Here is a 13,884-nt window from a genome sequence, read left to right as displayed (position 1 = left end):
ACCTCTGGAGCAACGATGAGAACCAGACGCCTCCGGCTCACCTCCCTCGCCCTGTCCGCCGCCTGCCTGCTGACCGCGGGCCTCACGGGCTGCTCGAACGGGTCCGGCTCGGGCGACTCGAACGTGTCGCTGCGGATGACCGTGTGGACCGACGACAAGACCCAGACCGCCCTGTTCGACAGCATCGCGGCGGCGTACCGCACGACCCACCCGGACATCAGGTCCATCACCTTCGACTACATCCCGATCGACAACTACACCACCGCCCTGACCACGCAGGTCGCCGGCAGCAACCCGCCGGACCTGGCCTGGGTCCTGGAGCGCGACGCCCCCGACTTCGTGTCGTCCGGCGCGCTCACCGACCTCACCCCGACGCTGAAGAAGACCGCCGGGTACCGGTACGGCGACCTGGCACCCGCGGCGACCAAGCTCTGGCAGCAGGACGGGGAGTTGTACGCCTACCCCTTCTCCACCTCGCCGTTCGGGATGTTCTACAACAAGGACCTGCTCAAGAAGGCGGGCGTGACCCGCACCCCGGACCAGTTGGCGGCCGCCCACCAGTGGACGTGGCAGAACGCGGAGAAGATCGCCGCGCAGGTGGCCGCGCACACCGGCAAGCAGGGCCTGGTGATGCGCGACTGGGACTACAGGACCTGGATCGAGCTGGCCGGCATCTGGCGCGGCTGGGGCGCCGACGCGTGGTCGGCGGACGGGAAGACCTGCGGGTTCGACTCGCCGCAGATGCGGCAGGCGATGACCTTCCTGCACGACGCGATCTTCACCGACAAGGCGCTGCCCGGCCCCGGAGAGACCGCCGACTTCTTCGCGGGCGAGTCCGGCCTCACCGTCACCCAGATCAGCCGGGCCACGCTGCTGGCGGACCACCCGTTCGACTGGGGCATCGTGCCGTTGCCGTCCGGCCCGGCCGGCGCCTCCCAGGTGATCGGGCAGGCGGGCGTCGGCGTGCTGGCCAAGGGCGCGCACAAGCAGCAGGCGGCCGACTTCCTCGCGTACTTCTCCGACCCGGCCAACTCCGCCAAGCTCGCCGGCTCCTTCCCGCCGGCCCGCACCAGCCAGCTCACCACCGCCACCCTCGCCAAGGCCAACCCGCTGTTCTCCACGCAGCAGTTGCAGGACGTGGTCATCGACGGCATCAAGAACGGCGCGGTGCTGCCCGCCCACAAGAACAGCGCCAAGATCGCCAACCTCGTCCAGAACGCGCTCGATCCGCTGTGGAAGTCCGGGGCGGACGTCGACTCCGTGCTGGCGGGCGTGTGCAAGGCGATCAAGCCGGCCCTGTCGGAGTGACGGCCATGAGCGACACACCGATGACGCGCACCGGGCCCGGGGCGCCCGAACAGCGCGCCGGCCGCGGCCGGCTGCGCACGCTGCGCCGCGAGGACGCCCTCACCGGCTGGCTGTTCGTGCTGCCGCAGGCCCTCGGCTTCCTCGCCTTCGTCCTCTACCCCCTGATCGCGGTCGTCTACTACAGCTTCCACCACTCCAACGTGCTCTCCGGCGTGACGACCTACGCCGGCACGAAGAACTACACGCAGTTGATCCACGACCCGGCGACCCCGTCGGTGGCGCGGGCCACGGGGCTGTTCTGCGCCGGGCTGGTGGTGCTGAACATCTGCCTGGCCCTGCTGCTGGCGGTGCTGCTCAACCAGCGGCTGCGGGGCACCACGGTGTTCCGCACGCTCTTCTTCTCCCCCGTCGTGGTCTCGCTGGTGGCCTGGACGATCACCTGGAACTTCCTGCTCCAGCACAACGGCGGCGTCAACTCGCTGCTGCGGGTGGCCGGCGTCGACGGGCCCAACTGGCTGCGCGGCGACACCACGTCGCTGGTGTCGGTCGTGGTGGTGCAGGTCTTCAAGAACGTCGGCCTGAACATGGTGCTGTTCCTCGCCGCCCTCCAGGGCGTCCCGCGGTCGCTGCTGGAGGCCGCGGAGATCGACGGGGCGGGGGCCTGGCGCCGCTTCCGCTCGGTGGTCCTGCCGATGATCAGCCCGACCACACTGCTGGCCACGATCGTGACGGTCAGCGGCTCCCTCCAGGTGTTCGCGCAGATCCAGATCCTGACCGGCGGCGGCCCGGACAACCGGACCAACGTCCTGGTGTACTTCTTCTACCAGCAGGCCTTCGACAACCACGACTTCGGCTACGGCAGCGCCATCGCCGTCGTCCTGTTCGCGGTCATCCTGGTACTCACCCTGATCCAGTGGCGCCTGCGCAGGAGGTGGGTGTTCCATGAGTCTTGAGACCGCGGCCCGCCGACCGCCGGCCAGCCCTACGGCGGCCAGTGCGCCGCCCCCGCCGCGCCGCCGCGGCAGCCGCTGGCGGAAACCGCTCCAGTACGGGCTGATGGTGCTGCTGGCGATCCCCTTCGTCTTCCCCACCTGGTGGATGATCACCTCCTCCCTGCTGCCGGAGAACGAGGTGCTCAGCTACCCGCCGAAGCTGCTGCCGCTGCACCCGCGGTGGTCCAACTACAAGGCCGCCTTCGCGCACTACCCGCTCGCCCACCAGTACCTCAACAGCCTCTACATCGCGCTGCTGGTCACCGCGGGCACCATGGTGGTCGCGTCGCTGTCGGGGTACGCCTTCGCCCGCATCCCCTTCCCCGGCAACAAGGTGCTCTTCCCGCTGATCCTGACCGGGCTGCTGATCCCGACCGAGGTCACGATCATCCCGCTGTTCAAGATGGTCGACCGGCTCGGGCTGACCAACACCCACTGGCCGCTGATCGTCATCCCCGTCCTCGGGGCGCCGAGCGTGCTCGGCACGTTCGTGATGCGGCAGTTCTTCCTCGCCGTCCCCGACGAACTCGAGGACGCCGGGCGGATGGACGGCCTGAACCGGTTCGGGCTCTACTTCCGGGTGGCGCTGCCGCTGGCCCGCCCGGCGCTGGCGTCGGTGGCGATCTTCACCTTCCTCAACAGCTGGAACATGTACCTGGAGCCGCTCGTCTACGAGACGGACAAGCGCAACTACACGCTTCCGGTGGCGCTCACCCAGTACACCGACGCCTACGGCTCCCACCTGTGGAACGTGCAGCTCGCCGCGTCCGTCACGACCGTCGTACCGGTCCTCGCGGTGTTCGTCGCCGCCCAGCGGCACTTCGTCGAGGGCCTCGCACAGACCGGGCTGAAGGGCTGACCGGCGCCGCCGCCCCGCGCACACCGGCCGCCCGGGCAACTCGGCGGCCCGGCAAGGCCGTTGCGTGCGCGGGGCCGAGGCGGCGGGCCGGCGGGGCAGAGGCGGCGGGCAGGCGGGCCTGCCGCACCCCTTGACGCTGCCGATCCGCGGTGGAATCGTGCAGCTTCGACAACGTTGTCAGGGCCGTGGCCCACTACCGCGAAGCGTGATCCGAAGACCCCCCGAGGCTTGTCGCGTCGAGTTGAGAGGTTGGGACGATGGTCGGTTTTCGCCTGTTCTCCGCGCACCGTCGAAGGAGGCCGGACGCACCCGGGCCGCGGCGCGTCCGGCGCGGGCCGCGCGCGGCGCGGCTGCTCGCGTCGGGCGCGGTCGCCCTGGCGGTCGGCGCGGCGCTCGCCGCGGCGCCCACGGCCACCGCGACCGCGGGCGGCGGCACGCACCCGTCGCCCGGCGCGGCCGCCGCGCCCGCGGCGGCATCGGACACCAGCGCGGCGGGGAACGCCAGTTACACCGCGGACAACCTCCCCGACTGGGCCATCGGCCCGTTTACGCGCAGCGCGGACAACCCGCTGCTGACGCCGAGCGGCAGCGGCTACGAGGCCGCCGACCTGTACAACCCGGGTGTGCTCTACCGCGGCGGGCAGTACCGGATGCTCTACCGCGCGCAGGGCACCGACGGCGGCCCGTCGCAGATCGGCTACGCCGCCGGCACCGACGGCACCCACTTCACCGAGGACACCGCCGACAACCCGGTGATCGACTTCAAGCTGGCCGGGCAGCAGTCCAAGTGCGGTCTGGAGGACCCGCGGCTGTTCGAACTCCACGGCACCTACTACTCGTTCTTCACCTCGGTCCACCCGAAGGCGGACGGCAGCTGCTACGGCTCGTACGACATCTCCGAGTCGACCTCGAGCGACGGCGTCCACTGGAGCACCCCGTGGACGGTGGAGCCGAACGCCGGGAACAACAAGGACGCGGCGGTGGTCACCGGCGCCGACGGCACCCCGCGGAAGGTGAACGGCGAGTACGTCATGTACTTCGGCCAGGGCGACACCGGTACGGACATCGCGTACTCCTCGGACCTGCGCACCTGGCACGCGAAGGGCAGCAGCACCCCGCGTACGGCCGACCCGCTCGACGTGCACTACCCCAAGGGCTGGCAGCCGTACGAGGTGTCGGTGGCGGTCACCGACTACCGGACCGTGGCGGGCCGGCCCGCCAACCAGGACATCGTGGTCTTCACCGCCGGGACGCTGATGGCGAACGGCCGCTGGTTCTACGCGATCAGCGAGGAGGAGTTCTCCGGCCAGGACCCGACGCTGATGCTCCACCAGCTCAGCGACGCGGTGCTCACCCCGACCCCGGACGTGCCCTACGAGTGGAACGGGCAGACGCCGAAGACCGTGTGGACCAACAGCATCTTCTTCCACGACGGCCAGTGGATGATGTACTACGGCGGCGGCGACCAGACCACCGCGCTCGCCACCGCCGGCCTGCGCCGCCCGCAGCCGGCGCCCTCGGACGGGACCCTCTTCCAGACCGGCTTCGAGCACGGCCAGCCCGCACCGGACTGGGTCGACGGCGTCGACACCTCGCCGGGCGGCGGCGGCATCTCCGGGGTCACCGCCTACGGCAGCGCCAGCGGCCCGGAGGCCAGCACCCGTCAGGTCCTCGACCACGACGGCACCAACGCGCTGATGTACTCCGGCAAGGCCGAAGGCGCGGCCGACGACCACGCCGCCATGCGGCTGTTCGACCTCGCCGGCCGGCCGGTGCGCATCAGCCGGGCCACCACGCTGACGTACTGGATCTACCCGCAGGCGCAAGGGAGTTCGGCGCCGGGTGTCAGCGGTGACAACAGCAGCTGTGTGGCGCTCGACCTGGTCTTCTCCGACGGCAGCGCGCTGCACGGCCTGCGCGGCTCCCCGCTCACGGCCGCCGGGCAGTGCGGCACGCTGGAGCCCGACCAGTGGAACCAGGTCAGCGTGGACCTCGGGAAGGCGGCCGCGGGCCGGCAGGTGGTCCGGATCGACCTGGACTACGACCGGCCCGGCAGCAGCGGCGGCTACCGCGGCTACGTCGACGACATCGCGCTCACCGACCACGCCGCCCGGCCCGCGACGGTCAGCGCGGTCTCGCCCGCGCAGGCGGCCCCGGGGCAGCAGGTCACCGTCACCGGCAAGGGCTTCGGCTCCTCCGCGCACGGCCGGCACCTGCTGCTGTCCGACAACGGCGTGCACTGGGGCGGCGCGGGCGACCTCGGCACCCTGCGGATCGACCACTGGTCGGACACCTCCATCACCTTCACGGTGCCCGAGCCGAGCGGCCCGGCCGTCTCGACGTCCTCGGGGCCGGGGAACATCTGGCGGGTCGAGCCGGGCAGCACGGCGAGCGTCGCCGTGGTGACCGGGCCCGGCGGGACCTCCGGCACCGGGCAGTTCACCGTCGGGGCCACCGACGACCTGTCGGACTACGTCAACGACGTGGGCATCTCGCCGGACACGAACCGCGGTTGCGGCCAGTTCGACAACGGCACCGACACCTACTCGGCGGACGCGCTCGCCGCGGCCACCCCGCATCCGCTCACTCCCGGCGCCGACGTCAGCGTCGGCGGGCTGTCCTTCACCTGGCCGCAGGCGCAGCCGTGCGGCAACGACAACGTGCGGGCGCTCGGCCAGACCGTCCTGATGCCGCACCGGTCGGGCGCCACCCGCATCGGCTTCCTCGGCGCGGCCACCAACGGCGCCCACTCCGGCACCGTGACGATCCACTACACCGACGGCAGCAGCGGCACCGCGACGCTCGCGCAGTCGGACTGGGGCACCGCGCCCGGCACCGGCAACACCGAGGTCGCCGCGATGACCTACCGCAACCAGGCGGTCGGCCGGCAGGACCACGCCTTCTACGTCGACGAGCAGAGCGTGCCGGTGGACCCGGCCAAGGTGGTCGCGTCGATCACGCTGCCCTCCGACAAGGACCTGCACATCTTCGCGACGGCGCAGGACGGTACGCCCACCGCCGGATAGCCCGCCCGGGGGGAGCGCCACCACGGCGCTCCCCCGCTCCCCTTCCGTCTCCACCTCAACGGCCCACCATCCGAACCGACTTGCGTCAACCCGCACCACGAGAGGCGTCGAACGTGCCCCAGCTCCCCCAACTCCCCGTCGACCGGCGCCGGTTCGTCCAGCTGCTCGGCGCCTCGGCCGCGCTGGCCGCGCTGCCGACCGCGCTCGCCGGCACCACCGCCTCCGCGACCGGCCGCAAGGCGGCCGCCGACCCGGTCGCCGACACCTACTACCGGGTCCTGCTCGACCACACCCGCTGGTCGGAGACCCAGTGGGACGCGGCCAAGGGCTACTACACCGCCACCGACTTCGGCTTCGCGGTCGTCCTGGGCAACGCGGTCCTGCTCACCCACGGCAGCTACGACGCCGACCGGGCCGGGATCGACGCGGCCACGCTGAAGGACCGCACGGTCGCCTCGATCCGGCACTTCGCCGTCTCCAACCGGAACAACGGCGGCACCGAGTGGGGCCGGACGCTCTTCTTCGACACCACCTTCCAGCTCTACTTCGCGCTGGCCGCCCGGCTGCTGTGGGACGACCTCGACACCGCCACCCAGGGGCACGTCGACGCGCTGATCCGCGAACAGGCCGCGTACACCACCTCGTTGGGCACCGGCGACGACCCGCTGTCCTCGCCCTGGACGCCGAACGGCCTCAAGGGCGGCTGGTCCGGGGACACCAAGGTCGACGAGATGGGCGTCTACGCGCAGTCGCTGGTGCCCGCGCTGGTCTGGGCGCAGGACGACCCGCGCTACCCGGACTGGCTGGCGGCCTACCGGTCCTGGGCGCGCAACGAGACCGGCCTGCCCGCGGCGGACCTGGCCAACCCGGCCACCGTGGACGGCGCCGCGGTCAGCACCAACACCGGGCACAACCTGTGGGACACCTTCCTCGTGGAGAACCACGGCTCCTTCGAGCCGCACTACCAGGAGGAGGTGTGGCGCACCTCCGCGCGGACCGCGATCCACTACCTGACCGCGGGCGCCGACCTGCCGCAGGTGGTCACCGACCAGCCCAACACCGGCCCGCTGTGGCGCAGCATCCTGAACGTGATGAGCGACTCCGGCGAGCCGTTCATGCCGATGATCAACGACCGGGAGCACCTGTACGGGCGGGACGTGATCCCGCTGGCCTTCCAGGCCCAGGTGATCGGGGACCGGGCCGCCGCCCGAGCCGAACAGGCCATGGCGGAGCGGCTGGAGGCGTACCAGGGCTACCCGCCGCAGTACCGGCTGGCGAAGTTCTCCGGTGAGCCGAAGTACGAGCCGGAGGCGCGCGCCGAGGTCGCGATCAGCTACCTGCTGCACCTGTGGGCGGCGGCGTCGGGGCGCAGCGTCCGGCCGCTGTCGGAGGCGGAGTTCTTCCAGCAGGCGTCCGGCGTCATGGACTTCGGCGCGGGCCCGGGCCTGCTCTCGCACCAGACGTCCGGTGCCTGGGCGGGGGCGGTCAGCAAGGCCGGGTTCGTGAAGTTCGCCTGGCAGCCGGCGCACGACGACTGGCTGTTCAAGCTCAGCGCGGCCACCCCGGTGTTCCTGCCGGCCACCTCCGGCACGGTCGCCGGCCGGCAGGCGCGGGCGTACCACGCGGTGCGGGACGGCTTCGACGGCAGCGCGACCGTGCTGGACCTGGGCGCCGCCGGGTACGCCGGCCTGACCACCCTGCCGTCGGGCGCGGTGGTGTACGCCACCACCGGTACCGGCGACGGCGAGGGCCACCTGGAGGTCTACAACCTGACCATGCCGGGCATGCCGGGCCTCACCGGGTCGCGCACGTACCGCTGCGCCGAGGGCAGCCGCACGGTCGCGGCGGCCGACGGCGGCGGCACCACGACCGGCGGCCGGGTGGACCAGCTGGTGTTCACCCGGACCCAGGCGCGGTACCTGCGGATGCAGGGCGTCCAGGGCGACCCGACCTACGGCTACTCGGTCTACGAGTTCGAGGCGCGGGACGGCGCCGGCGGCAGCGACCTCGCGCAGGGCGGCACCGCGACCGCGTCCTCCGCCGACACCGGGATGGGCGCCCCGCTCGCGGTGGACGGCAGCACGACCACGCGGTGGGCCGTGGCGAAGGGCGACCGCAAGCGGGGCGACAGCTGGCTCGCGGTGGACCTCGGCGCGAGCCGGTCGCTGGACCGGGTCACGATCCGCTGGGAGGCGGCGGCCGGGCGCGAGTACGTCGTCCAGGGCTCGGCCGACGGGCAGACCTGGACCGACCTGGCCGCCTGGCCCACCCCGGACCTGACCAGCACCGGCGGCTGGCTCGACGTCGACGGCCGGGCCGGGCTGGTGGTGCGCGGCGGCGACCTGCCGCTGTCGGTCTACGGCGACACCGTGGTGCTCGCCGACGGGCCGTCGGCTCCGCTGCTGGTGGAGGGCATACCCGGTGCGTCGGCGCGCACCCTGGCCGGGCTGGCCGCGGGGCCGGTGCCGCGGCCGGACGCGGACGGGGTGCGGGCGGCGCTGACGGAGGACCACCTCAGCGTGTTCAACCTGACGGGTGCCGCGGTGTCCACCACGGTCGCGGTGCCGGCCGCCGGCAGCGGCCGGGTGCTGTTCGAGGGCCGGCAGACCGTCACCGCGGACGGCACCGCGCTGGAGGTCTCGCTCGGCGCGGCGTCGGCGGCGCTGCTCGCGCCGCGCCTGACGCTTCAGCCGCTGGCGGGCCGGAAGCTGCCCGCCGGGCTGGTCGCGGAGGTGGTGGACGGCGCCACCGTGCGGCTGTCCGGGGCCTCCTGCCAGGTGCGGGTGACCGGCCAGGGCGCGAACGCGGTGGCGACGGTGCGGGGCACCGTCACCGTACGGCTGCCCGGGGCGACGGCGTTCCCGGTGGACGACCTGGCGCTGGGCCGGACCGTCTTCCCGACGAACCCGCTGCCCGCGGGGATGTCCGACCCGCGCGCGGCCGTGGACGGCGACCCGCACACCGCGTGGACGCCCGGCCCGCACGGCCGGATGGTGGTGGACCTGGGCGCCTCGGCGGCGTTCACCGAGGTCCGCGCCGAGTGGACCGGGGGGCGGGTCCCGGCCGGCCGGATCGAGGTCAGCGACGACGGCGTGGCCTACCGGAGCGCGGGCACCCTGTCCGGGTCCGGGCAGCACCGGGCGCTGGCCCTCGCGGCGACCGCCCGCTACGTCGCCCTGGCCACCGACGCGCCCGCGGCCGGCGCGGCGCGCCTGGTGTCCTTCTCGGTGCGCTGACCGGGCCCCCGGACCGGGGAGTTGCCCTGCGCGCCGGGGGCGCCGCACCGCTGCCGGTGCGGCGCCCCCTTGCCCAGGGATCACTTCGCCTTGCGGGCCACCGTGAAGTGGTCGATCCGCTCGCCGCTCTCGGCGATCGCGGACACCGTCAAGGTCGCCTCCCGCCCGGTGTGGGCGGGCTGGACGTCGACGGACAGGAAGGAGTAGCCGGTGTAGCGCACCCGCGACCAGTGCACGGTCTCGGTGACGTGGCCGCCCTTGGCCTGGTAGTAGCTGGGCACCGAGTCGAGGTCCTTGACGTTGCCCTCGTAGGAGTCGGCGACGGGGAAGGAGTACAGGCTCTTGCCCGCGCCGCCCGCGGTCACGTAGACGACGCCGTCGGTGGCCGGGCGGACCGTCTCGCCGATCGGCAGGTTCTTCGACACGGCGTTGGCCCGGATCGCGTCGGTGCGCTCGTAGACGTGGTTGTGGCCGTTGATCACCAGGTCCACCTGGTGCTTCTCGAACAGCGGCACCCACTGCTCGCGCACCCCGCCCTCGGAGGCGTGCTGGTTGGTGGTGGAGTAGGCGCAGTGGTGGAAGAAGACCACCAGGAAGTCGATGCCGCGCTGCTTGCGGTAGCCGGCCAGGGTCGCGTCCAGCCACGCGGTCTGGCCGCCGCCGCTGATGCCGTAGTTGGCCGGGATCTCGTACGACACGTCGTTCGCGTCGAGGGCGATGACGGCGGTGTTGCCGTAGACGAAGGAGTAGGCGCCGGGCTGGTTGGCCGGGCGGGGGCCGTTCGCCGGGAGGGTCCAGCGGGCCTCCTGGCCGCCGTAGCCGTTGGGCGAGTACCAGGCTTCCATGTCGTGGTTGCCGGTGGTGATCATCCACGGCACGCGCGAGGCGACCGACTCGGTCTGGGCGAGGAACTGGTCCCAGGTCCGCGCGTCGTAGTCGCCGGAGTCGGAGGACTGGCCGGAGCCGTCGGGGTCGGCGTAGCAGATGTCGCCCGCGTGCAGGTGGAAGGCGGGGTTGCGGGCCAGGATCAGGGAGTCGTTGGCGAGGGCGTGGTAGCTGACGCCCTGGTCGCCGAACGCGGTGAAGGTGAAGCGCTCGCTGCTCGCGGGCGCGGTGGTGAAGGAGCCGATCGTGGCGAACGCGGCGGCGTCGGCCGGGTCGAAGCCGTCGTGGCCCACCCCGTAGTAGTACGTCGTGCCCGGGTGCAGGCCGGTGAGCGTCACGTGCTGGTAGTACTGGTCGACGGCGGGCAGGCTGCTGTTCGTCAGCTGCGGGGTGTGCAGGTCGCGCACCTCCGCCTGGACCTTGTGGCTGAGCGCCCACGGCTTGAGGCCGTAGCGGACGAAGGGCTTGGTGACCGCGAGCGGCACCTGCCAGGAGACGGTGAACTGGGTGCGCGGGTCGGCCCCGTACTGGAGGTGCCGGCCGAACGGGGCGACGAGCGAGCCGTCCACGCCGTGCCCGGTGGCCGGCCGGCCCACCAGGGTCGGCGCCGCGGCGCTCGCGCTCTGCCCGAGCAGACCGGAGGCGGCGACGGTGCCGGCCGCGACCGCGCCGCCGACCACCAGCCGCCGCCGGCTCAGCTTGGTGCGCAGGTACTCGTGCTGTTCGGCCATGCTCATCTTCTCGGCGAGCCTGGCCTCGATGCCCATGTTGGGAGTTTCCATGTCGGGGAAGCTGTCAGCGCGCGTCGATGCCCGGGTGTACGGGAGGCGAACAGCCGGTGGCGGCGCGCGGTCCGGCCGCCGCCCGCACCGGCCGGCCGTGCCGCCGGTGACGGGTGGGGCGGGCCGGGCGGGTGGGGGCCGTCACAGCGGCGGGGCGGCGGGGCGGCGGGCTCAAGCCTCGTCAGGGCCAGATGTCGTCAGGGCCAGATGTCGGCGTGGGCGCGGAAGGTCTCGGGGTCGCTCTCGACCGGCAGGACGCACAGCAGGTGCCCGCCGGGCGCCCGCAGCACCCGGCACTCCAGCCAGCTCGCGACCTGCTCCGCGCCGAGCGCGACCAGCCGGGCGGTCTCCGCCTGCGGGTCGTCGGTCTCGATGTCCAGGTGCATCCGCGGCGCGTCGTCAACCGCCTGAACCGCCGTGACCAGCCCGGGAATCGCGTCGTGCAGCGTGGTGAACTGCGGCTGCGGCGCGAACGGCCGGGCGGTGGCGCCGAGCGCCGCGGCCCAGAACTCCGCCGCCCGGCCCGCCTCGTCCTTCGGGGTGTCGAGCAACACGGCGTACACACGGCTGCGATGCATGGCGGGGTGCCCCTCTCGAACGGACGGTGGCACGGATGCTACGCGCCGTGCGCCGGTGCCGGCGGCGGCCCTGGGGTCAGTCCCGGTCGGCGCCGGCGAGGGCGTCGGCGACCAGGCGGGTGGCGAAGTCCCGGTCGTCGGTGAGGTGGTTGATGCGCTCGGCCAGCAGGAAGGCGGTCGCCTCCAGCGGGGTCATCTCGCTCTCGGTCCAGAAGCCGTACTGCTTGCGCCACAGGCCCGGGCCGAGGCCGGTCGCCGCGGCGATCACCAGGCCGGCCATGGTCGGGATCGCCTCGGGGCGGATGCTGCGGGGCATGTTGCGCATCGTCTCGACGAGGTCGGGCACGACGCACTCGACGACGTCCTTGCCGTGGTCCGCGTAGGCCGCGGTCAGCCAGCGCGCGAACAGGTAGATGAGCGTGCAGGCGCCGTCCAGCACGTCGTTCGCCTCGGCCGGGCTCATGGACGAGGTGAAGTGCCCGATCAGGCGCTGCTGTTCGGGGTCCGGGCCGCCGCTGTCCTCGTACACCGCCCGCAGCCGGGAGTCGACGATCATGAGGGCGGTGCCCACGTCGCCCGCCGGGGCGTACCTGGGGTCGCAGGGCGATGCCACGGGGGCCTCCTCAACTCACCGCGGTGCGCGCGGGGTTCTCGCGAGTCCGGTCGCCGACGACTCTAGGTCCGCGCCGCGGGCCGCGCCCGGTACGGGGCGTTGCCTCGTCGGACCGGCACGCGGGCGCCCTCCGGTGCCGGTTTGACGCGCGGCACCGGGGCCGGCCCTTCGAGCTGCCTCGAAACGCGGCCCCGGTACGGGCGCCGGACGCACCGCGCGGGGTGGCTCAGCCGCCCAGCGGCACCGGGACGAGCGTCGCCCGGAAGTGCCGCAGGATCGGGGACTGCTCGGTGATCCGGAAGCCGTGGACGCTCTCGCCGTTCTTGACGATCTTCGCCAGCGTCTCGCCTATGTGGTCGTAGTGGCTGCGCGTGTAGACCCGGCGCGGCAGGGCGAGCCGGACCAGCTCGTAGGGCGCGCTCTTGGTCGGGTTGCCGTCCTCGTCCTCCTCGCCGAGGTAGAGGGAGCCCAACTCCGCGGAGCGGATGCCGCCTTCGAGGTAGAGCTGGCAGGCGAGCGCGTGGCCCGGGTACTGGTGGGCGGGGATGTGCGGGAAGAGCCGGCCGGCGTTGAGGTAGAGCGCGTGCAGGCCGGGCGGCTCCAGGATGTCGACGCCCGCCGCGCGCACCCGGTCGGCGAGGTAGCGGGCGATGTCGGCCCGCTCGGCGAGGTAGGCCGGCTCGGTCACCTCTTTGAGGCCCTGCGCCATCATGTCCAGGTCGCGCCCGGCCAGCCCGCCGTAGGTGGCGAAGCCCTCGGTGGCGATGAGCAGCAGCTCGCAGCGCTGGGCGAGTTCGCCGTCGTTGAGGCCGATGAACCCGCCGATGTGGACGATGCCGTCCTTCTTGGCGCTCATCACGCAGCCGTCGGTGAGGCGGAACGCCTCCTCGGCGACCTGCCGCGGGGTGCGGTCCTGGTAGCCGGGCTCGTGCCGGGTGACCAGCCAGGCGTTCTCGGCGAAGCGGGCGGCGTCCAGGAAGAGCGGCACCCCGTGGGCGCGGCACAGCGCGGAGGTCTGCTTGATGTTCTCCATGGAGACGGGCTGGCCGCCGCCGCCGTTGTTGGTGATGGTGAGCAGCACCACCGCGACCCGGGAGCCGTCCGGCCCGGTGAGCGTGCGGCGCAGCTCCTCCAGGTCGATGTTGCCCTTGAAGGGGTGGGAGCTGTCCAGGTCGCGTGCCTCGGGACACGGCAGGTCCCGCGCCTCGGCGCCGGAGAGCTCGACGTTGGCCCGGGTGGTGTCGAAGTGCGTGTTGGCCAGCACCAGTTGGCCCGGCTCCAGCAGCGTGTTGAACAGCACGCGCTCGGCCGCGCGGCCCTGGTGGGCCGGCAGGATGTGGGAGTAGCCGGTCAGCTCGGTGACGGTCTCGTGGAACCGGTAGAAGGAGCGCGAGCCGGAGTACGACTCGTCGCCCGCCATGCCGGCGGCCTGCTGCGCGGCCGACAGCGCACCGGTGCCGGAGTCGGTGAGCAGGTCGATGGTCACCTCCTCGGCCCTCAGGTCGAACAGGTTGTAGTGCACACGCTGCAGCGCTTCCTCCCGCTGCTGCCGCGTGGTCACGGGAATGGGTTCCACTACTTTGATCCGGTAAGGCTCCATGCGGA

Annotated in this window: 9 protein-coding genes; 5 read left to right on the top strand and 4 right to left on the bottom strand. The window is 72.8% G+C overall.

Going from position 1 to position 13,884, the window contains the following annotated elements; genetic code table 11:
* The first annotated feature begins 15 nt into the window (after positions 1 to 15).
* From WA788_RS00370 to WA788_RS00350, 5 genes are all read left to right on the top strand, one after another.
* On the top strand, positions 16 to 1,308 hold the full coding sequence (locus WA788_RS00370; RefSeq protein WP_335970347.1) for an ABC transporter substrate-binding protein: 1,293 nt from the start codon (positions 16 to 18) through the stop codon (positions 1,306 to 1,308).
* 5 nt (positions 1,309 to 1,313) lie between these two features.
* Entirely contained in the window at positions 1,314 to 2,261 is a 948-nt protein-coding gene (locus WA788_RS00365) for a carbohydrate ABC transporter permease (RefSeq protein WP_335970345.1), read from the top strand.
* A gap of 103 nt (positions 2,262 to 2,364) precedes the next feature.
* Positions 2,365 to 3,159 (top strand): carbohydrate ABC transporter permease, encoded by a 795-nt coding sequence (locus WA788_RS00360; RefSeq protein WP_443033952.1) that lies wholly within the window; start codon positions 2,365 to 2,367, stop codon positions 3,157 to 3,159.
* 257 nt (positions 3,160 to 3,416) lie between these two features.
* The gene (locus tag WA788_RS00355) at positions 3,417 to 6,185 is read left to right on the top strand and encodes a hypothetical protein (RefSeq protein ID WP_335970341.1); all 2,769 of its coding nucleotides are present in this window, start codon (positions 3,417 to 3,419) and stop codon (positions 6,183 to 6,185) included.
* Between the two features lie 113 nt (positions 6,186 to 6,298).
* Entirely contained in the window at positions 6,299 to 9,421 is a 3,123-nt protein-coding gene (locus WA788_RS00350) for a discoidin domain-containing protein (protein WP_335970339.1), read from the top strand.
* Positions 9,422 to 9,501: 80 nt separating this feature from the next.
* On the opposite strand, the gene WA788_RS00345 is transcribed toward WA788_RS00350, so the two are convergent.
* From WA788_RS00345 to WA788_RS00330, 4 genes are all read right to left on the bottom strand, one after another.
* Positions 9,502 to 11,088, bottom strand: coding sequence for a purple acid phosphatase family protein (locus WA788_RS00345; protein ID WP_335970337.1), 1,587 nt, complete (start codon positions 11,086 to 11,088; stop codon positions 9,502 to 9,504).
* A 197-nt stretch (positions 11,089 to 11,285) separates the two neighbouring features.
* A complete protein-coding gene (locus tag WA788_RS00340) occupies positions 11,286 to 11,666 on the bottom strand; it encodes a VOC family protein (protein WP_335970335.1) in 381 nt (126 codons plus the stop codon).
* 76 nt (positions 11,667 to 11,742) lie between these two features.
* Positions 11,743 to 12,279: a hypothetical protein gene (locus WA788_RS00335; protein ID WP_335970333.1), complete on the bottom strand. Its 537-nt coding sequence runs from the start codon at positions 12,277 to 12,279 to the stop codon at positions 11,743 to 11,745.
* Positions 12,280 to 12,505: 226 nt separating this feature from the next.
* A complete protein-coding gene (locus tag WA788_RS00330; RefSeq protein WP_335970332.1) occupies positions 12,506 to 13,840 on the bottom strand; it encodes a tryptophanase in 1,335 nt (444 codons plus the stop codon).
* Between the last annotated feature and the right edge of the window lie 44 nt (positions 13,841 to 13,884).

Origin of the sequence: Streptomyces sp. CA2R106, from assembly GCF_037034245.1 — a bacterium.
Classification (GTDB): Bacteria; Actinomycetota; Actinomycetes; order Streptomycetales; family Streptomycetaceae; genus Actinacidiphila.
The sequence above is the reverse complement of the archived record's forward strand: the minus strand, read 5'-3'. Positions and strand labels throughout refer to the sequence as shown.

What these genes read in the sequence shown, in the direction of transcription:
- WA788_RS00345 (WP_335970337.1), bottom strand. Translation starts at nt 11,088, where the DNA reads ATGGAAACTCCCAACATGGGCATCGAGGCCAGGCTCGCCGAGAAGATG.
- WA788_RS00340 (WP_335970335.1), bottom strand. Translation starts at nt 11,666, where the DNA reads ATGCATCGCAGCCGTGTGTACGCCGTGTTGCTCGACACCCCGAAGGAC.
- WA788_RS00355 (WP_335970341.1), top strand. Translation starts at nt 3,417, where the DNA reads ATGGTCGGTTTTCGCCTGTTCTCCGCGCACCGTCGAAGGAGGCCGGAC.
- WA788_RS00370 (WP_335970347.1), top strand. Translation starts at nt 16, where the DNA reads ATGAGAACCAGACGCCTCCGGCTCACCTCCCTCGCCCTGTCCGCCGCC.
- WA788_RS00360 (WP_443033952.1), top strand. Translation starts at nt 2,365, where the DNA reads ATGGTGCTGCTGGCGATCCCCTTCGTCTTCCCCACCTGGTGGATGATC.
- WA788_RS00365 (WP_335970345.1), top strand. Translation starts at nt 1,314, where the DNA reads ATGAGCGACACACCGATGACGCGCACCGGGCCCGGGGCGCCCGAACAG.